This window comes from Haloarcula sp. NS06 (genome assembly GCF_051122755.1).
Classification (GTDB): Archaea; Halobacteriota; Halobacteria; order Halobacteriales; family Haloarculaceae; genus Haloarcula.
This window is the reverse complement of record NZ_CP184844.1, coordinates 2,891,384-2,912,564: the sequence shown is the minus strand read 5'-3', so window position 1 is coordinate 2,912,564 and position 21,181 is coordinate 2,891,384. Positions and strand designations below refer to the sequence as shown.

Here is a 21,181-nt window from a genome sequence, read left to right as displayed (position 1 = left end):
TCATTGGTACGGATAACTGTAGTTCGGTAACTGTTACATTGGATTGATAGCGGCCCCTCCAAACAATATGGTACGCTTTCAGATTAAGAACATTAGACGTACTCAAGGATGTCATTCCGAGCTTTGTATGCTTGCTGGACAATATCTTTAATCCAGATGTATTCATAGGTGCTCACCCGACCAAGGTTGAACATATTCTCGTAGGCATTGAGTTGATTATTGATATCTTCGAACGTATCAATCTCCTCGGCGACCGGGAGTGGATACGCACGCGGTGCGCGCCTGACTTGGGCATCGAGTAACTCCGCGTTAATACCTTGATCATGTAAAAAGTCCATCAAATATTCACTGTACCACTCCTCGGAGTTCGCCCAGATATCATCGCCAATGAAACAAGGGAATTCTGTGGTTAGAATATACTCCCCGTTAGGCGTAGACTGTGGAATAAAGTCGTAGTCGGTGATGCGAGTAAAGTCATAGTGGTTCGGGAAGTATCCCCAATCGACATGATCAGGAAATAGCCGATCATGAGCTTTCAGATGTGTTCCAAGTATCACCATGCTTCGGTAATTGAGTGACTCTGACGTATCGATTAGAATGCTGGGGTCGATGGTACTGACAAAAAGGTCACTTTCAATCCTCTGACCATCCTCTGTTTTGATTGCCGTGACTTGGTTTCCGTTTGTCTCTAAACCTGAGACACCGTTGAACACAATTTCACAGTCAGCAACCATTGACTGGAGAATATCGGTATACTTGTCCTCAGGATAGTACGCACCGTCGCCGAAAAACTCCTGCTCCTCCTCGGGAAAACTTATTTTGAAATCGAACCAGTCACCGGTGATCCGTTTTGGATCTATCCCCCAGTGCTTCTCAGTATAGTTCTTGTTATATCTATTATATAATGTCTCCCCAACCTGATTTTTCATATACTGTGCAAAGTACTCAGCGTCAGTCTTCCCAGGAACGTCTGCTAGCTCTTTGCGAATAGAATCTGCATCATCCCATTCGTCGATATTTTGCTTGCTCACTGGATAGTGATGTGGGTCGGAAAGCGTTCCACGTGGATACGTTGCAGCGTAGAACTCGTGAGGCTCAAGATGCGTGAATTCTGAGAAGAGTTCGCCGACCACTGCCTCTTCATCCTCATCAAAGAACAATAGATGAGGTGCCGAATCACAATGATAACCTGTTTCGAACTCGATCTCCCGAAGGAGACCACCGATGGCATCTTTCTCAACAATTGTTACGTCGAATCCCTCTTGCTCAAGGAGATAACTAAGTGAACATCCTGCCACACCACCACCAATAACCGTTACGTCGGTCATTATGAGAAAATTGCTGTAGTCCTATAAAATTATCAGCCTCCTACCACTCGAGTGAAATTTGATACTGGAGTAAGTGGTTAGATTATAATAAAATATTTCGGCTGAGTGTGGGGTTCGTAGAGGTACTATTAAAACTGATCTGCCTGCACGACCTCGGACTGCCTGACCTCCTCGAGCAGATGGAGAGTCATATGATAAAACAGTACCCCATGGTAAGATATATTATGCAACTTCATAACCGTATAAGTACAAGATATAAAATGTAAACGTATGCAGTGTTATACTGCTCCAGCAAGTGCATTTTGAAGGCATACTTTCAGGAATTGCCACGAAATACACCTTGTGGCCAAATTTAGAACAACGCTCTTGTGAAGTACGTTTTCAATTTTTAGGGGGCAGCGCCAAGAGACTGTTTGAGTGCTTTGTCGCTTGGTTTTCGTAGGTTTGCGGGAGAACTGAAAGCTTCTGAGGTACGACTGTAGCTTGTCTCTTGAAACTTTTTGCTGGCTCTAGATGGTGTAATTGTCGTCAGCGTCTGTTCGGTTGCTGTGAACGATGTATCGGGCTCAAACATATCGTCTTCATTTAGCGTGTCGTAGGAGCGAAATCTGCCGGTATGGGCGAACAATGACTCCTATTCGTGGTTAACCAGCGGGAGTCGGGTGATTGATTCGTCTGCTGATTTCGCTGGCGTGACGTATCGATCGTCCGAGCCACAACCGAACAGCGTGAACACCGGCGGTTTGTCGCCGCTGTCTAATTCTCGGCATACCCGGATAGATACGCGAACGCAACTATGAGTCGCGCTTGCTGCCTTTGAGGCCAGCAGAGACGTACACTTCGTCGATTTTGTATAGTCGAGTTAGTAATCGTGATCTCAGCGGGTTCGGCCCAGAGCCACGTCTCAAACACCGCATCGTATCGGTGAACCTCTCGTTACTCGCCAGCACAGGGCAAAAACGACTACTGAGGGCTCATACGAATTCCCTGATCTGTGCAATATTGTCCCTTGTAATCTCGCCGATCTGATATAACACGAGGAAGTATATGAATGGTAGGAAAAAAGATAATAACAACAGACGTATCATTGTATACCGATTGGTAACGTACAGAAATAATGGGATGGCTGCCATGGCGCTGCCCGCTAAGAAGACACTCCAGATTGTTCGGACTGGCAAGTCCCATTCTATACGCTCACGGGACGACCAGAACACGAACACGCTGTACGCACCGTAACTGAGGAACGTCCCGACTGCTGCACCTACATATCCGTACGCTATGATGAGCGGAACGTTGGCAACGACGTTGAATACCACACACAGGAGCAGTCCTCGAGACATCAGAGCGGTCCGCTCCTGAATCTCTAACCCTATCTGGCCGATATTTGAAAACGACCACATAAGAACACCCGCACCTACGACTGGTATTACTATAAATCCCTCATGGAACTCTTGGCCAAGAAAGACCTCACTCAGCGGTCTACTAAGTGCTCCCAACAGGACCAGTGCGGGAACAGAGAGTATTAAAAAATATCTGGTAAATTGACGTAATAACCCCTCAATCTCCTTGACGTTATCACCGTTCCACTTGTTGATAACTATTGGTTGAATGGCATCAAGCAACGGTATCATCACGAGTCGCATTCCACGATCGGCGAGACTGTAATTCGAAGCATAAATTCCGACCGTAGCGCTGTCTCTGAGTACTTCAATCAAAAATCGATCTGCCTGGTTCAACAACGGGTCCCCCATTATCCAACCTACCATCGGAAGTCCGTACCCCGATATCTTTATCAGCGTACCCCGGTCAATCCGTGGCATCACTCTGAGTGCATCCGAAACCGCAACAATTAGCAAAATACCGATACTGATCCCGATAATGCGGCCCCAGATCCATCCGGCGATATGATCGTATACAAATAGTACGATTAGAACGGAGAGTACGAGCATGGAAACTGCTCTAACCATCATAAAAAGGGTCACTACTTTGGACTTCAGCGTCGCTCTGAGCAGTGCGATCATAGGCCGAAATGCTCCTTGGATCATCAGAAACGCCAACGTCGCGACGTAGAAGGGTTGGTACTCATCCAGTGAACTCCCGGCGAAGAGATAGAGGCTCCCACCGATGGTGATCAAGACGATATTGATCCCCATGACAACGGCATATACGGTACCGATGACTCTTCTCTCATCCATCTCGGGCGCGAATCGAATTATCGACTTGTTTAACCATCCATATAGTAGCGTACTTCCGATCCCCCCAACGCGATTGCGATCGAATGACGACCGAACGCGGCTGGCGAGAATATACGGGTAAAAATCGTTAGCGCTGCTATGTTCAAAACCGCCGGAATAAACCCCGCGATGGAGTACGCACTTACATCTTTCAAAAATTGACCAACGGAATCGGAAATATTACTCAGATCTATCCATGCCATCCTTTGCTAGTATATTAATTGATATATCCATTCGATTTATATTTTTTCACACATAACACACAACTGAACGCCGATCTGGCACCGACACTCAATTCCTTGTCCCAATTTGCTTGGCAGGGACCCCAGCAACGACAGCGTTCTCTGGGACTGGTTCAGTCACGACACTCCCAGCAGCGACGACACTACCTTCACCAAGAGTAACTCCGTCTAGGATTGTGCAGTTCGCACCGACCCATACGTCGTCATTGATCTTGATACCCTCTTTTGATATCTCCTGTTGAATAATGGGGGCTTTAGGGTCGCTAAATGTATGATTGGCCGCTGCAAGCACTGTGTGTGGGCCAATCAAAACGTCTGTACCGATTCGGATTGATCCGTGCCCAAGCAGCATAGTAAAAGCGTTTACGAGCGAGTTTTCACCAATCTCGATGCTCCCTCCCGACGGAGAAATGACTGCACGTCTCCGGATGCGACAACCCGACCTGATTACTATTGAACCATCAGCCCCAAATCTGCTGTTCGGGTGGATATCCGCTGAATCATGTACGGACACATTCTTTCGCCGATTGAGATAGTATTTGTACAGTACCTCGAAAATGTATGATTTACAGATTCCAGCGGTCGTAACGAGTCCCTTCTGTCTCAGTATTTCGAGAAAACTCATATAATTGGTTTGACTTTTGCGCTCTGGGTGTGTTAATATTAGGAGTCTACCACGCCGTGAACGACAAGAACCAAGGGATTTTGGCGGTTACTGGGCAACTCGTTTTGATACTATTGCCGTGGACTGTGTGCTCTGCCATATGAGCGGGTGACACTAACTGACTCCAGCTCAGTGGTGGTATCTATCGGTAGTCGTTTTTATTATCAGTAACTCATGAAACGACGTCAGCTAATCCGTTCTGATCCCTTTCTTGCCCTAATGAGACATTAGGAGTAGTTCCTCCCCGCTGAGTGACATCGGAGTTGTCGTTGTCAGCGGCGAGCAACTGCTGCCCGCCACTACCTGTTAGAGACATTTGCAGCAGGTACACGTTCTAACTAACAACCCTTGTAGGGTATTGACTATTTATTGAATGTAGCCACGAACTGTAAGGCTCATACGCCATGACAAGATCTTGATAACACTGCTGCGCGGCCTTGCAGAGAGACGAATTGACCCCGCTATCAGAACACAGTCTCGGTGGTAATGTAGTCTCTACCTTCTCCTCTAGCACCTCTTGTATCCTATATGGTGCAAATAATAATATCAGATTCTATCTAATTTAGATTAGAAGATAGACACAGATGAGCGCTACCGAAACGGGCCGGTCCGAGAAACGAGACGTAGTCTTGTTAACCATTGACTGTTGGCGATACGATGCCCCCTCGGAGATGCCACATTTTCAAGAGCTAACCTCCGATTTCCAGAAACATGAGGCCATCTGCCAAGCCGCCGCGACAAACGGGGTGTTCCCAGCGATACTCGCGTCACAATACTCCCACGAGGTTTACCGAACCGAAGACCCGAATTTGGTCGGTGATAGCGTTATGTCGTTACCGAAACTGCTGTCTCGAAGAGGGTACAAAACTGGTGCCTTTCTAGCTTCGAACCCTTTCCTCGGAAAGTGGGCCAGTCATTTCGACGAGTTCTGGAATGATGGAATGCGTAATCAAAACGAGGGCGCAAACCGTTCAGAATACTCTGAGTTTGATCGAATTCGGAACTTCCTCAAACTAGAATCCAGAGTGACTGCACCGGAGGTGGCTACCCGTGCGCGACGCTGGCTTGACGGAACCGATTCACCTCGGTTCTTATGGATGCATCTCATGGATATCCATGCACCATACTATCCGGGACTTCGGCGTGGCGTTACAACTGGACTGTTGAAGAATTACTATTCACTCGTCCAGTACTCCCGATACGGAATGGACGCGCCTGATAGCGTACTCGACACGATCCGAGATCTCTACTGGGAGTGTGTCAACCGTCTTGACGAGCGGATCCAAGAAGTTATACAATTTCTCCCGGAGGATTCGATCATTGTTGTGATGGCTGATCACGGGGAGGAACTTCATCACGGAAATATCGGTCACGCTCGGCTATACGAAGAGTGTGTTCGAGTCCCGTTATTCGTACGGCATCCGGACATTAGCATGGATGAGTCCCCCATCAGACAACTCGATGTCGCCCCAACGATCGCTGAATGGGTAAACGTAGCTATCCCCGATAGTTGGACCGGCGAACCCTACGATGGTGAACCACGAGAGAGCATTATACTAAATCACTCTCACGGCCAGGAACGGGTGTATGTCGGATTGCGAACCTCAAGTGCAAAACTGATAGAAGCCTATGACATGGATGGAAACAAGATAGATACCGAATTCTACGATCTGGAAGCGGATCCAACGGAGCAGCAACCGATACTAGATCACTCAAATTCCAGTCGGCAAGCTGTGTCGAGAAAGCTGGAGCGGCATAAACAGAAAAAGAATCTTATGAGTGATATATTCACCAACCGGGCAAACGCGACGGATGCAGTGGAAAAGCGGCTTAAAGAACTCGGATACCGATGATTCGACAGGCTCTCAACGTGTGTAGCATTCATCACGAAAATCGAACGGATCCGCGCTGAAATCCGCCTACTGGCTGACTGAGACAGTGTATTGACTGGGAGATACCGGCCCTTCTGCCCGGAAATAATATCAAAACTGAAATAATATTGTATTGTCATATCCCGAGGCTCTAAGTACTGCTGGGCACAATATAAAACAATCCTATGAAAGAGACCGTGAGAAAGGGACTCGGAATCTACTCCCAACTCGGGGCAAGCAACTTTCTAAACAGGTTTTTAGGCAAAATAGTACCGAATAACCTCTTCCATGAAAAAAGGGCGGACTACGAGTATAGCAATAGGAATCTTCCTACCCACAGAACACACACCGCTGGTGACGACCACATCATTCTGATAGTAGTTGATTCACTCCGGTGCGATGTAATAAACGCCCATGATACACCCCTGCTAAACGAATTCGACAAAACTACTGCTGTAGCCCCTTCGCCGTGGACGTATCCGTCCGTCAGTTCGATACTAACCGGATTATATCCTCATCAGCACGGTGCGATTCGACAGAATGACGACCCTGACAACGTTGGGGTAGATGAAATCTATCTTCCGCCAAAATCGACGGAGCATACTCTACCTGAACACTTCGCTAGTGTAGGGTACAATACATATGGAGCGTTCGGTTTCCTCATGCCGTTTCTCGCAGCGAGTGGGCGGTTTGAAACCCACAAACTGTACAACGACGCCGGTGCAGAACGTATCCTGACGAACTATGAGACGTGGTTAGACAACAACATCACCAACAGTACGTTCTCGTATATCCATCTGGCTGATCCTCACCAGCCCACGGATCCCCCTGAAAAATACTGGCGGGAGTATCGGGTCGACGACGACTTGGACGGAATAACCAAATGGGGAGATTACGCAGACAACTGGGACGGGAAAGGCGCTGAGTACTTTCAGGAGCATAAAAAACGCCTGTACCGAGCATCGGTCAACTACGTGGATTCTCAGATCTCGAAGCTAATCGGACGTCTTGGTGGGAAGTTGCACACTGATCCGACTGTCATCGTTACCAGTGACCATGGAGAAGCTCTGTGGGAACATCCGGAACTCGACTCTGCGAATTTCTACGACTCTCGGCCAGCGTACTCTGTTGGTCACGGGGGGACGCCTTATGAATCGATCTCCAGAGTACCAATCCTATACAAAAATACAGAATTCTCCAGCGAAGACTGTTCCACTATCGACATTTTCCCCACATTACTCTCAGACAAGTCTATTGATATTCCAGATGGGGTCACTGGGCACTCACATAGTGACCCCTTCCCTGCCCAACGGATGTTGTTGACTGAAGGGTCGAGATATGGATACGAAAAAAAAGCTATCTACGACTCAGATTACAAGATGATCCGATCAAATGGTGATGACACAACTCTCGGATTCGAGATTCCGAGCGAAACCACGGTTCAATTACCGGACGGTGTTGAGTCCGAACTGACACAGCAACTCCCACCGTGGCCAGAGGGAGACAAAGTTCGAGAAGTGAGTAATCAAGTGCAAACCCAACTGGAGAATCTCGGATACAAATGACCCGGCGTGGGAGAGGTAATCTTGAAATAACCGTGTTAATGCGCCTCGGAGTTATAGCGAGGACAAAATTGAATAACCCCAACGCGAGTAGACACTGCAAGTTTTCCGCTCGAATGCGTACCATTGTTACAATGTAATATTTTGACAAGATGACCTACCAGAATGACCCACAAACGAACAATAGCGAACCGCTGCACACAAATGGACAGCACCGGAGACGATTTATAAAGGGGCTGTCGGCTGTGACGGTCCTCGGATCGGGTCTATTGTCTGGTTGCCGTTCACTCGCCTCAGACCCGTCCGAAACACCTGCCGAAGAGAAATCGGTAGGAGACAATATTGGGGTTGGGATATACCTCGGCGACGAATCCGCTCTAAAGCCCTGGGAAGAGTGGTTCGGACGGACCGTTGACCACTACTCGTTCAGCGTTCCGAGAGATGGTTGGGACGATTATCGCATAAAGAACATGCCGTTTGAGATTCCTATAGAGCCGATTGCAGACCAGCGAGACATTATCGTGACCGCAAAAATGTTCCCCCCGTCCGATTCGACACTGTCAGCTGTTGCGGGGGGAGAGCACACCGAACAACACCGAAACTTCGGCAGTAGCTTGACCCACAACGGGATGGCGGATGCAACTATCCGGATTGGTCACGAATTCAACGGCCATTGGTCGTCAGACGGTGCAGTCGGACGACCCGATATGTTCATCGAGGCCTGGAAACAGACGGTCAGTGCAATGAATTCCGTTGGAGGCTCAAACTTCAGTTACATATGGGCTCCAAGTAACGGCCGAGAGGACATGGACCCGACGACTGCCTATCCGGGAGATGAGTGGGTAGATATGATTGGTCCTACGGTGTACGATGCAGGAGAAATATATCAGAGTCAATGCGGCAACAGGTCGATCAAGTATTGTCGTGAGCAAAACTGGAAAAAAACCGTTAATGAGGAGTTTGGTTTAGACTTTTGGGCAGAATTTTCGAGACGACATGAAAAAACGCTCGTATTCCCTGAGTACGGTATAACTGCTCGTAACTGGAACGGCGCCGGTGGTGGTGATAATAGAAAGTTCATCGCAAATATCGCCGAATGGATGTCGGCAAACTCCGACATTGTCGGGTGGCACAATCTCTGGAGCTACACTGCTGGCCCCCATTATATCGGACCGGACTCACTGCATGTATCTGATCAGTACTCATCAAATCCAGATGCCTCTGAAGAGTTCAGATCACAATTCCGTTGAGTACTAGCAGTGCGACCAATCGGGCCCTGTGAAACAATCTAACGACTTTCGAAAAACAGCTGTCGTACCGCTGGCTCGGACCGTGATTCGGTTACCCAACTAGGTTCAGGCAGCTGTTCAGTACGGCCAGCTACCGCGGTACCCCGAATAAAAACAGATTGAAGGCACCACGTACCGGCACTGCGATAGAAACCTTAGGGGAGTCAATCGGTTCTATATGTAGCTTATTTATATTATCACGGAATATAGAAATGACCTCGCAGAATAAAGCCCGAAAAACACACATAATTATAATACCTGCTCCGTTACGTTCAGTCGTTAAATATCAATTGAAAATGATGAGACCAGTCTCAGCTAGTGTCACATACTGGCAACAGTTCACCCCCTACTTACTTCCGGTCTCACTCCTGTTGGCATTGGTTGCATCGCTACTCATCTTTGTGAATTTTGATCCGATAATCGGTATAAAAAGCGGCTACGGGTTTATTGGGCTCTTGATCGCGCTAATCATTTACTGCTTCACCGGTAACACGATCGCGCCGAAAAGCTCACCGACTGGTTTCAAATCGTTCGGCCGGTCGCTGCGCCTATCAGTCCACTTCATTGCGCTTTTTTCTGTGCTGATTGTCGCGGGAATCGGCCTTTTTTCCAGAGCGGACGCCTCAATCGCCAGGACGTTTGTTCTTGTGATGATTCTCCCTGTCGGTTACTCATTATTGATAATTCAACTGTACGCGAAACCATCACCAAAGTATGTTTTGCCACAGATACTATCGTTGTTTTCGGTGGATCTCGTAACTAAGTTCCTGTCTACGGATTTTTATTTCGGGCGAGGTGATATACCGAAGCACGTTCATTATACAGATCTCATTATCTCGAGTGGCACTTGGAGAACGATCCCCGAAACATCGTTCTATCACTTCTTTCCAGGGCTCCAGACGTTAGCCGGGTCAGTCAGTCTCCTTACTAACTTTTCCCCATATTCCTCGCTGGTTTTGATCGGAATTTGTGTTTATATCGTTGTCGTTATCACGGTGTACCTGCTCGCTCAGATGCTGTTCGACAGCGAACTCATACCAGTTTGTATTGCTCTTGGTGTTACCATGCTCGATCCAATACACCGATATAGCGTGTATTTCTATCCACAATCGTTGGCAGTGGCGCTCATCTCTATTATTATTCTGGTCGCATTCAAATACAACTCTGCAGGGCCACGACGGTATCTAACCGGGCTGATCCTCTCATCACCGATCGTTGTGGCTCTGTGGTTTACCCATCACCTTACCGTGGTTTTGTTTGTCCCGATGGTTCTTTTATTGACTATCTGTCCAATTATTTTGAACCACTTATATACATCTGGTAGTACGGTTCGGCCACAGGTGGTTCCCATAGCATCATTGGCTGCTGGTAGCATCATTTATTGGCTATGGCAGGATGTATTCTATGAGACCCTGATCAGTGCTTTCTTTGACGTGATTAGCGGTGGTAAGGCCGCGACCGATGCCGGTGCCGGTGCTAAACTCGAATTGCTCGGGGTCCAAATCCCTGAAACTACAGTCAGTGATGCACTTATCAGCCTGCTCAGCCCCGGCGGAGTGTATAACATCATGCTCGTAGCCGCACTTGCCTTCAGCGCGACTATTTTACTGGATAAATCGAGCGAATACCGGCGCGCGGGTGGACCGATTGTCGTGGGCCTTTTTGGCTCTATTTTGATGTTACGATTGCCTATCGATTTACACGGGAGTGCGAGGTTACAGCTGCCATTCAGCCTGTTCGTCGCGTTCGTTCTTGGGATTGGACTCTACCAAGTTTTGACCAACTCGAAGATAAAACGGGCATTACCCGCGATTGTCGTCTTCGTGTTACTATCGACTGCAGGAGCAGCTGTTGCAGCGGATGACCTATACGCGCTTCAGTCCGGTCCTGACCTCTGGGAGAGACAAACAACGCCCGACCCACAGAAGGATTTTAGTCACGCCGAAATGCAGAGCTTTCGGCTTTCGTCCGGGTTTATTCAACGGAACGACGCCAGCGTCAGCACAGACTGGCATACTTCTATTGGCCTGATGAGATACGGTACCGAATCTGAGTCGTTCGTGATAGAAAATAGTTCTATCAGATCTGATGAAGAGTTGCTGATGTATCGGCAACGGTGGGTCGATCATAGTATCCGCCTGATTCCGGAACGCAGGTCCTTGGTAACGCTGGTTGTCGCCGAGAATTGGCAGAAAGATCTCACTACCAGCGAAAACAAGATCTACACGACTGGTGAAATCGGTATGATGGCAGATCGAAACAGCACTTCGTATTTTGTCGCTCGATAAGGTTGGTACTGGCACGATTTTAGACTATATACCTTCTTGTAGCGGATTGTTAGTAAGGCGGAGTAGAGACTGAAAGTCACAGAGCGGGATAGGTGGCACGGCCGCGCCACCCGAGGAACAATGTTCCCAGTCAAGACCCTCATCGTGGAACGTCAGATGGTGAATCTGCCGGCACAGGTTCGCTCCCGTCACGACGCCCCTTGCCACGCTGCCGTACCAAATCATTGATTCAGTACAGTTGCTATCGAGAGTTTCGACGAGATCTGTGTAAGGATGCGACTGGACATTCAACGACAGGTACGGCACAGTCTTCTGGTATTCCGCGAGACTGTTTAGTAAGTATCATTTTACCGCCTACACGCACACCGGCCAACCGGATCCTGAACCCCCTGTCACGTATAGAATCTTATATCGATGCGTCCGGGGCCCACAGGAAGTGCCGGACGCGCCTTGGCCACATCAAAAGTACTGGTGAAAATCGTCGAACCGTGCGTCAACGCAGGAAAGAAGAGTCGCGAGCGCGACCGACCGTCGCGCTCGCGTGGCCTGTCTATGCAAGGCATGGAACAGCACGACAAGGACAAGCGACCGGTGTTCACTCTCGCCGACTGTGGTACGTCAGAGACGTAAGCTCACTCCGAAAAGTGGCAAGGAATCGATGATTCAACTCCTGCTCGGACACCGTCAGTCGGTGTGTGTAATAGTTTACGCTGATGACTTTCGGCCGTACGAGCCATCGATGAGGTCGATGCGTTCAACCAGCAGTATGTGGTCCACGATGAGGGTGAAAACGCTGATTACGACGTACACATCAACACTTGCGAGGACTACGTATCGCTGGCGCGATGCATGGCTCTTGCCGTATCGAAGCATCTCCAAAGACAAACTCACATTCCACCTCAGAGAGCACCAACTACGGAACCGGGTCGAAAAAAAAACTCAGAGACGAAACGGTGAAAACCACTGTCGGAACTGTGCTATGATGCTGCACCGATTCCCTACGTATGAGCGTCCTACTATCGTACCCAGTCCTGTCTGGCCCCGGACAGTCTCGTCCGAGCCATTGAACTGAGATCCAACCCAGGGTGTCATGGAACAATTCAAATGCTGTGGCAGTTCCGGAAAAACTGGCATCTGATGCACCGACATCATGCCGATATTCAAAAGCAGCAACGCTCCTCACAACTGATGGCGGAAAACCATGTTAATCATTCTATGACCTCTCAGGCACCAGAAATTTCATGCAGGGGCCGATCGCGAACCAGTCTCAGTTGGTGGGTAAATACCTCCCTACCTCATGTCTAAACACGTTATTTCGGCGCCATAGATGAACTTTTCTACGATCTGGCAGTCTCGGTATGATTATTGGTAGCTATTTGATAACCAAACTTAATTTACATTCCCTCCAGAGACTAGTTATAGGTTCCTTACAGATAGTAGGGGGTAACTACGGTTAATTATAGATACCGTATAGCAGTCCTTGCATGGCTGGAACCATTGAACACCTACCGAGGCGACTCGAACGCCATATGGATCGTCGAATAGCAAACAGAACGAATGCGCTAATGTATCCCACAGCATGAAGCACGGAATATATCTCACAAGCAAAGATCAAGTAGAAAGGTTCGAAAATGCTTGGTTGGACGGTCAACACATTGATCTGATCACGACGACATATACCGCTGGTATGTTCGACGCGGTCGGTATCACCTGGGAACCTGGTTCAGGCGCTCGGAACACCAAACAGTCGCTACAAGAGACGTTCGGCGAGACCGATCGTAGAATGGTCATTGCCTACGAATTTGCCGGCGATAGCCGTGGCGATTACGCCGCGCCAGCGCAGGGAGATTTCAACGGTCGTTACCGTTCATTTGCAGAAGAATTAGTCAGTCTCGGCATGGGCGATACAATTATCACGCCCAATCATGAGTTTAATTTGTCTTGGTCAGGAAAATACCCAAATGACCCGCAGAACTACGCCGATGCCTACGCCCGTCTGGTAAGTGTGATGCAGTCAGTCAACGGGGCTAACTTTAGATTCTGTTTCGCTCCTGCCAGGAATAGACAGGGTATCGCACCGGAAGCTTGGCCGATGGATTCGCAGTACTGGCCCGATGGTGAACCTGCCCCTATCGTTGCACCCTCGTTCTATGATGGCGCAAACGGTATTTATCCCAGCGACCCCGAGGACATCACTGATGAACAGCGAGAGCGCGCATGGACCGAAAAGCACAAACCGCAACTGGAGATGTGGCTTGATTTCGCCAAGAGCCGCGGTGCGTCTCTGGGGTTCCGTGAATGGGGGCTCGCATCCAGTGCCTGGGTGAACAACGGAGGCACCGACAATCCCATGTTTATTAACCGGTTTTTCGACTGGATTGAGAGCCATGACGTAGTGTTCCAGACGTACTGGAACGGTAATATCGATAACCCGAAACACACTATCTGGCCGGAGGACAAGTCGTTACTGCCCGAAGGTGGCCAGCGCTGGCGCAACCGTGTCACCGCGACACTCGGCACCGACGACACGACCAACGACACGGCCAGCGATACGACCAACGACACGGCCAGCGATACGACCAATGACACGACTAACACCAACATCGTTGGCGAGTACAATCGACCCGCGCGGGGTTCCCTGGATTGGCACGTCCCACTGAACGAGAACTTCAGCGATATCGAAGAGGATATCAAAGCGCTCAATGAGCGGCTGAAGAAGCTCGAATAATCACTCGCCCGTGTCTTCCAAGTGGTGATTCTGGCTCACTCGGCTTCATTACCGCATCCCACAAGGTAGCAGCTTCAGTCGATTATTGGAGGTTGGGGGAGAGCACCTGCTCAACTTTACGATCAACGAACCCATGAGGAGCGCTTGGTAGATTTCGGAAAGAACGCCGAGTTCACAACACGAAGGCTATACAAGGTCTTCTTTTAAGTACGTGTCTCGCAAAAAGTAGAACGATATCTTCGCTAGTCTCAGTACTGTTGCAGCGGTTACATTTCAAGCGGTGTTCAAGCTATTAGCACAATATAACTAATACGTGTGGCTCCCGAACATCTGGTCAATACCGTTCGAGAGTTATGTATACCCCTTCTTGACAAATGAATATTTTACAGCTCACTCGGACAGCTATGTACCAGCCTCAAAACGGAGCAGAAGTGCGTCTTTGGAAAACCGCCCAAAAAATGACTGAATTAGGTGATCTCTGGGTGGCTGCCCCTCACTGCAATGAACAACCGTCAAATGATATTGAGTGGATTGACCTAACAAGCCCACTGTTTACCTGGCAACCGATCTGGAACGACCTCTGGACGGGATTATTTTTATTCCACGAGCGACATCCACTTCGAAAGCTACTCACTCGGGCGCTCGTCACGAAAGTCAATTCGAGGGATATCACATTCGATGTCATCATCTGTGAGTTCCCCCAGGTTACGGATGCAGCAGTCCAACTCTCGGCGCAACACGATGCGGCGATGCTGCTGAACAAGCACAATGCCGCACATACGATACTGGACGGCTATCTCCGCGAGAGATCAGTCCCCAAACATCTCCGACACCGGGCGGTAGAGAATCTCTATTCTTTCGAACAGCAGGCGATTAGAGCAGCCGATGTGACGGTGTTCCAATCCGAGAATGATCAGACTCTATTCGAGGAGATGGCCGGAGTTGAGACGTTCGTCATACCAAACGGCTGTGACTTCCAGTGGATCCGCAGCGGTGGTAATCCAGAACAGGCGGCACGGGAATGTGGCGTAGGTGAGGACACATTCACGTGTGTGTTCCTTGGCTCATACGATTACGCACCAAACAAACGCGCGGCAAAGGTAATTATAAACGAAATTGCACCCAAATTTGATGATATAAATTTCCTTCTCATTGGACGCAATCCTCCCTCAACATCGGTGAGTAACGTGTACACACCTGGCTATGTTGACGAACTTCCCGGCGTCTTACAGTTAGCGGACGTGGCTCTTTGTCCGCTATTTAGTGGCTCCGGGACTAAATTAAAGATGTTAGACTATCTGGCTGCGGGGTTACCGATAATTACCACGCCCGTTGGCGCACAAGGGCTCACTGTTGAAAACGGCAAGGAGGTGCTTATTTACGAGGACGCTGACGGGTTTGTCAGCGGCATCAAACGGCTTCGTTCTTCGAACGAACTCCGGCGCCGACTCGCGACTGCAGGGTCGGAGATTGCGTCGCATCATTCTTGGGACTCGTTAATGGACCAATACGACAAAGTATTTGAAGTGATCACTGACAAGCGAGATACGTAGCATTCTCCTGTGTGTAAGCACTTCGATTGTACCAATCATATACACTTTGTCCTCACTACGAACGATTCCGAGTCTGTGCAACATCTATCGAGCACGATAGCCGAATTCTTAGCCGGTATCGACAGATATTTTCTGTTCTTCGATATAAGCCGCCGATTGCTTGGAATCCTTGTCGCAGTTTAAGTTGGTAAAACGACTGTTCGCGCGTGTGTGAAAGTGAAATTTGAGTCTTCGCCCGTCTGAGTCGACCTCGTAGCCATGGATGTATCTAAAGAAATCATTTGATGGGACTGCTGAATGGCTGAGTTCGAGATTCACTGCATCAAGTGCGAGGCATCTCATGTCAACCACACTAATAGTTTGGTCTAGACGACACGCTGATGATAGAGTTGCGGCCTATGAGGTGCGCAGGCAGGGGTCAAACGTCTCAGGGTCGTCGCGGTTGTTGATGAGTTTAGAGAAGTGCGACCTGTGTGTGTTTGAGTCTCTCGTCAACAACGGTTATGTCTGTGGATTCAGCAAGTGAGTTAGAGATCAACTCCCCCACGGACAGCAATCTCGAGGTAATGTCTGAAGCCATGTTTCTATTTGGAGATACTAACATTGAACTCTCCTACAGTGGACTTACTGTGGACTGCGTTGAGCGGTGAGCATACTGCACCGGCGACAACTTCGACTGCACCGATATTGTTAGCGTTCCTGTTGTCTGATGGCGGCTTGCTGTTAGGCTAGAAACTATAGACATCACGGGTCGTAACCACGGACTCACGTCGGTTTTAAATAATCAGAATTCGATATTTCAGATATGGATATTTTGTTGTTTGATCAACACTCCGACGGTCATCACATTGAGTATGCAGGTAAACTACTTGATCAACTTGAAGATGATCCGCGTGTGTCAACTGTCGATTTCTTATTAACGCAGCCACATCCGGAAGGTAATCTCTCTACTGGGTCTCGTCCAGAATATATGCGCCAATTTAATCATAACGTATATTATTTATCCGACAGCTTTAATTTTACAAATAAGCGCAAGATTGTAAAATATCTGTTTGAATTCGCTGGGTCACGTGATTACGATATCTTGCATGCACTCCACATTGACGATCTCCTGTTTGAGCTAGCGACTACACCTGTTCCCGATCGAACATTCAAGATGTGTGGCACTATCAACGGTGCATTCTTTTTTATGGGGGATAACCGAGTTCTTTCGTGGGCCGATGAGGTCGCAACCGAGTTGAGCATTCATGTAAACGGAAAAAATATTCGCCGACTTATGTCAGCTCTTGCTGATTATAACAAAAGTTTGACTTCTAAACTCTGTCCACCAGGTATCTCACTGCGTGGCTGTTTGGCTTCGGATATGATTGATAATGTGTTTGTTCATAGTGACAAAGCACACTCCTATATCAATAAAGTGGGCAACCAATCTACGTCCTGTACAGTGGTTCCGGATCCACTTGAACTCTGGACCGAAGAGTCAAATAAAAAAAATCTTCGGAATGAACTTGGGATTCCTACTGAGGGTCCCATGTTTTTGTTTTTTGGCCAGACTCGTTACGAAAAAGGACCCGATATCCTTCTTGATGCTTGTAGCAGGTATGAAGGTCCACCATGTACTGTTGTATTGGCTGGACCTCCGGTGGATGTTGATGATGAAGACGTTGCACTCACAACCACCGCCTCAAATATCGCGCTACACTCTACACTTGAATTCGTTCCAGAGGAAGATGTCAAGTCATACTTTCATGCTGCAGATGCGGTGGTTCTTCCGTATCGACGCCAATTCGGCGAATACCGAACTAGCGGTGTATTTCAGAAGGCTTGCGCTGCTGTGCGTCCACTTATTGTCTCGGACTTTGGTGAGCTGGCTCTCCGTACTAACCGTTACGACCTTGGAATGGTCTTTCCGCCGGAAGATCCAGATGCCTTGGCCGATATACTTTCGATTGCTGCGTCTGAATCCGTCCACGGATTCGAGAAAGATCAAATGGTAGCATATGCTCGTTCACAATCTTACGACAATTTGGCTGAAGAAACAGTGGACACATATAGTTCATTGTATGATCTCAAAACCAGCTCAGAAATATCCCGGTCCAGTCACTAGAGGCGAAGATAGCCATTTTCATTAGATTAGAAGACGAGTCAATGGTCTGCTTGGCACCAGATACGATAGTAGCGAGAACACGCTGACTTGCATACCGGATATGATAACGTCATCGTGGGTGCAATTGAAATCGCAAAGCCGGGCGTGGTATGTGCAGCTGCGGTCGTTTTTGTACCGTAAGAACGTTGAATCAGCCATCTGCGTTGACCCATCAGCTATACTCGCTCAATGACGGGAAGACCGTCGTGCGTAACCCCATTCCAATTTTGACACCCAATGAATCTCACCGCGACATTGGTTTGTTTACTTGGTGAGGCAGGGTAGTCAGCAAAGAGGTCAGACGACATGCTGTCCGTCTTTTACAACGCCTACTCTACGAATCGGCAAGACGTTCAATTAGTGAGTTCATTGTAATCTCTAAATTCAGCGTCTCTGAAATGATCATATGCTCCAAGCATAGTTGTTCGTATTTTATCAAACCCACCGGTTACGGACCATAATAGAACCAGATACACTGTATCAGCCATAATCGTCAGGTAGAGAGGCATTCGACATGGTAGTGAGAGGTTTTCGGCCCCGAATTGTAGCTTATTTCTCATTTTGTGATACGAACTGAATGGCGATCGCGTGGAAGTTTCACCAACGTGATGTCGGATCCGCGAGTCAGGGGCTGTCAATACCTTCCAGCCGTTCTCTCTTGCCTTCCACGCCAGATCGACATCCTCCATTCCTAGAAAATAATTCTCATTTAGCAGACCGTGTTCTGCAAGAAAATCGGGGTTCAGAAGGATAAGGCATGATTGGACGTAGTCCACTGAGTATGGTTCGCTCTCTTTCGGTTTGCGATACAGTTCCCCTTTCGCTGCAATCCAGGGATGAAAAGCATACCCTGCATTGTGGACTTCCCCCGAATCGGCGTGAAGGTTGACACCGCCGACAGCTGCGACGTTATCGTACGTTTGCATCGCATTAACTAGAGGCTGCAAGAAGTCTTGCGTCACGATGGTATCATCGTTGAGAAGAAGAACGTACTCTGCTTCAGTATCAAGAGCGTAGGAAATGCCGGCGTTGTTCCCCTTTGCAAACCCTTTGTTCTCCTCGTTGAGAACAAACTCACACCAGCTGTACTCTGATTGCAACCGTTCTATTGAGCCATCTTTTGAGCCATTATCGACAACAATCACACGATAATCAGGGTATGTAATCGACTGTATTGAGTCCAAGCATTTGGTTATCTCTTCGTAGTTCTCCCAGGTGAGGATTACAATAGCAACTGAAGGGGCTCTATGGGGGTCAATTTTCGTTTTAGATTGATCACTCGCACTACCCGCTATTGATGAGTTAGTCACGGATTTATCGTTCATATATATATACATAAAACATTCAATTCTACATATAATAGTAGTTTGGCACTTAACCGGGCTAGAGAAGTGGATACACCGTTGCTTCGTGTACTGAGCCCCACATTGCCGTGGTCGCTCCAACCGGGGTCCTCGCGGGTGTCAGTCAACTCAATCATGGCAACTGTCATTTAATATCGGCGCAACACATCCAAAGCGAACGCACCCCAAAGAACACCGGACACAGCGGAGTGTCCCTGAAGGGAACAGTGTGGACTGAGTATCTGAACGCGATGACACACGCAGAACATCCCACACAAGGCATTTCCTCGCACATGACCTCAGCACTACTAACCAGAAAATGGTCCTCCCGAGCGAGCATTTCATCATCGCCCTCCTCCCCATCGCAGTATACGCACTCCTCCGGGACAGACAGCTCCCGTCGCTCCAGTTGGTCGCAGTCACGTTCTTCGGCAGCCAGTTCCCAGATATCATCGACAAGCCGTTAGCGTACGAACTCCATCTCATCCCCTCCGGTCGGGTGTTTATGCACTCGCTCCCGTTCGCAATTCCGCTCTCGATTGTCGTCATCGCTTACGCAGTCCGAACGGACCGGGCCCGACTTGGGACAGCATTTGCGTTCGCCCATCTCTCACACTTGGTGGCCGATAATCAGCAACTCCTGCCGCCGAACTGGTACGTGTCGTCGGACCTGCTCTGGCCGCTTCAGCCGCCCGTTGTGCGCCCGGCAGTCCCACAGTGGGTCGGTGAGGGCGCAGTGAACCTGCATCTCTGGACCGGGTTTTCGGTGCTCGTCCTGACGCTGGTGGCGTACGTGCTGGTAGCGGACCTGCAATCCCAACTCGACGTTAGATAGCGGTGTCTGCACCACGCTAGAGTCAGCGTACTGCATATCAGGTCGGAAATAACGATTCTCCGGGAAGCGGTCCTCAATCTAATAGTTCCAAAGGGAGCGGCCTATTCGCTTGCATTCTGTTCTTGTTTCTCCACCTGCTTGCCACCTATCCACGTAGACGGGAAATAGAGCTACTGACGACGTATTGACCCTATTCTGCCGGAAGCTTCCCGTACGGTTGCGACGAAGGCGCTATTTTCAGCTGTTGGGCTGTCACGAATCGGACCCATGAGCTTTTAGACGGACGGGCGAGCGAGAACACTGTATGCGACGATTGGTCCTCGCCGTATGCATCGTTTCCCTCCTTGCCGGGTGTGGGACATTCATGGCTGATAGCCCGCCACCCAGCGACGAACGAGCCGTCACGGTCGTCGAGGAGGCGAACAGCACTGTTGCCGCCGTCGAAGCGTATCGATTCGATATGGAGATGCATGTGGTAGCGTCGGATGGTGAGCAATCACGGACCGTCAGAGTCGACGGCGATGGTGCGGTAAACGTCTCCGTAAAACGGATGCAAGCGACGACGCGGATGCAAGACCAGTCGATCGACTCCTATGTCGACGGGTACAAAGCGTACCAGGGCTGTCAGGACCCTTGGGGTGGCTACGCCGTCGAGAACGTATCGCGTTCCGATCCGTGGGCGACCGCGACGCCGCTCCATCGGCAACTACTGCTCTTTGAACGCTCGAACGTCTACTGGCGGGGCAATGAGACGCTTGACGGCAACCGGACGGTCCTTGTCACGGCCTCCCCGAGCGCCGAAACTATCGAATCACTCATCGATCGTCGACAGGCTGGCGACATGGATCTAAACCGCGGTTCGCTTGAGAACGCGACAGCGCGACTCTGGGTTAATCCAAACACGAACCGACCGGTACAGTCGGAACTCAGGATAGAAATCTCACAGCGTGGAGCGACTGCAACTGCCACGATCACGGTCCAGTACAGCGAGTACGGTGAACCAACCGCCATCTCTATTCCGCCGGAGGTGTACGACGACCCGCACGAACTCGGGTGTCCCGGTGCGAGCTGAACCCGATAGAAACCGCTTCAACCGTC

General features: G+C 49.2%; 13 protein-coding genes and 2 pseudogenes. 10 read left to right on the top strand and 5 right to left on the bottom strand.

Annotated elements, in window-relative coordinates; genetic code table 11:
- Positions 1-92: 92 nt before the first annotated feature.
- The 4 genes and pseudogenes from ACODNH_RS18845 to ACODNH_RS18830 form a co-directional block, all read right to left on the bottom strand.
- Complete coding sequence (locus ACODNH_RS18845) at positions 93-1,328, bottom strand: protoporphyrinogen/coproporphyrinogen oxidase (RefSeq protein WP_434530803.1); 1,236 nt, start codon at positions 1,326-1,328, stop codon at positions 93-95.
- A 637-nt stretch (positions 1,329-1,965) separates the two neighbouring features.
- A pseudogene (locus tag ACODNH_RS18840) lies at positions 1,966-2,073 on the bottom strand (IS1595 family transposase); the annotation flags it as partial.
- A 229-nt stretch (positions 2,074-2,302) separates the two neighbouring features.
- Positions 2,303-3,523, bottom strand: coding sequence for a lipopolysaccharide biosynthesis protein (locus ACODNH_RS18835; protein ID WP_434530802.1), 1,221 nt, complete (start codon positions 3,521-3,523; stop codon positions 2,303-2,305).
- 330 nt (positions 3,524-3,853) lie between these two features.
- Positions 3,854-4,156 carry an acyltransferase gene (locus ACODNH_RS18830; protein ID WP_434531453.1) on the bottom strand — a complete coding sequence of 101 codons (303 nt, stop codon included), beginning with the start codon at positions 4,154-4,156 and terminating at the stop codon, positions 3,854-3,856.
- An 896-nt stretch (positions 4,157-5,052) separates the two neighbouring features.
- Between ACODNH_RS18830 and ACODNH_RS18825 the strand changes: the two genes are divergently transcribed.
- The 8 genes and pseudogenes from ACODNH_RS18825 (at position 5,053) to ACODNH_RS18790 (ending at position 17,866) form a co-directional block, all read left to right on the top strand.
- A complete protein-coding gene (locus tag ACODNH_RS18825) occupies positions 5,053-6,321 on the top strand; it encodes a sulfatase-like hydrolase/transferase (protein WP_434530801.1) in 1,269 nt (422 codons plus the stop codon).
- Between the two features lie 203 nt (positions 6,322-6,524).
- Positions 6,525-7,904 carry a sulfatase-like hydrolase/transferase gene (locus ACODNH_RS18820; RefSeq protein WP_434530800.1) on the top strand — a complete coding sequence of 460 codons (1,380 nt, stop codon included), beginning with the start codon at positions 6,525-6,527 and terminating at the stop codon, positions 7,902-7,904.
- A 242-nt stretch (positions 7,905-8,146) separates the two neighbouring features.
- Entirely contained in the window at positions 8,147-9,151 is a 1,005-nt protein-coding gene (locus ACODNH_RS18815) for a glycosyl hydrolase (RefSeq protein ID WP_434530799.1), read from the top strand.
- A gap of 410 nt (positions 9,152-9,561) precedes the next feature.
- Positions 9,562-11,478 carry a hypothetical protein gene (locus tag ACODNH_RS18810; protein ID WP_434530798.1) on the top strand — a complete coding sequence of 639 codons (1,917 nt, stop codon included), beginning with the start codon at positions 9,562-9,564 and terminating at the stop codon, positions 11,476-11,478.
- Positions 11,479-11,598: 120 nt separating this feature from the next.
- A pseudogene (locus ACODNH_RS18805) lies at positions 11,599-12,461 on the top strand (IS1595 family transposase).
- Positions 12,462-13,165: 704 nt separating this feature from the next.
- The gene (locus ACODNH_RS18800; RefSeq protein WP_434530797.1) at positions 13,166-14,206 is read left to right on the top strand and encodes a hypothetical protein; all 1,041 of its coding nucleotides are present in this window, start codon (positions 13,166-13,168) and stop codon (positions 14,204-14,206) included.
- A 404-nt stretch (positions 14,207-14,610) separates the two neighbouring features.
- On the top strand, positions 14,611-15,759 hold the full coding sequence (locus ACODNH_RS18795; RefSeq protein ID WP_434530796.1) for a glycosyltransferase family 4 protein: 1,149 nt from the start codon (positions 14,611-14,613) through the stop codon (positions 15,757-15,759).
- Positions 15,760-16,564: 805 nt separating this feature from the next.
- On the top strand, positions 16,565-17,866 hold the full coding sequence (locus ACODNH_RS18790; protein ID WP_434530795.1) for a glycosyltransferase: 1,302 nt from the start codon (positions 16,565-16,567) through the stop codon (positions 17,864-17,866).
- Between the two features lie 392 nt (positions 17,867-18,258).
- On the opposite strand, the gene ACODNH_RS18785 is transcribed toward ACODNH_RS18790, so the two are convergent.
- Positions 18,259-19,215, bottom strand: a complete 957-nt coding sequence (locus ACODNH_RS18785; RefSeq protein ID WP_434530794.1) for a glycosyltransferase family 2 protein — start codon at positions 19,213-19,215, stop codon at positions 18,259-18,261.
- A 352-nt stretch (positions 19,216-19,567) separates the two neighbouring features.
- Here ACODNH_RS18785 and ACODNH_RS18780 point away from each other — a divergent pair, with 352 nt between their 5' ends.
- Entirely contained in the window at positions 19,568-20,083 is a 516-nt protein-coding gene (locus ACODNH_RS18780; protein ID WP_434530793.1) for a metal-dependent hydrolase, read from the top strand.
- Positions 20,084-20,387: 304 nt separating this feature from the next.
- Complete coding sequence (locus tag ACODNH_RS18775; protein WP_434530792.1) at positions 20,388-21,155, top strand: hypothetical protein; 768 nt, start codon at positions 20,388-20,390, stop codon at positions 21,153-21,155.
- The last annotated feature ends 26 nt before the right edge of the window (positions 21,156-21,181 follow it).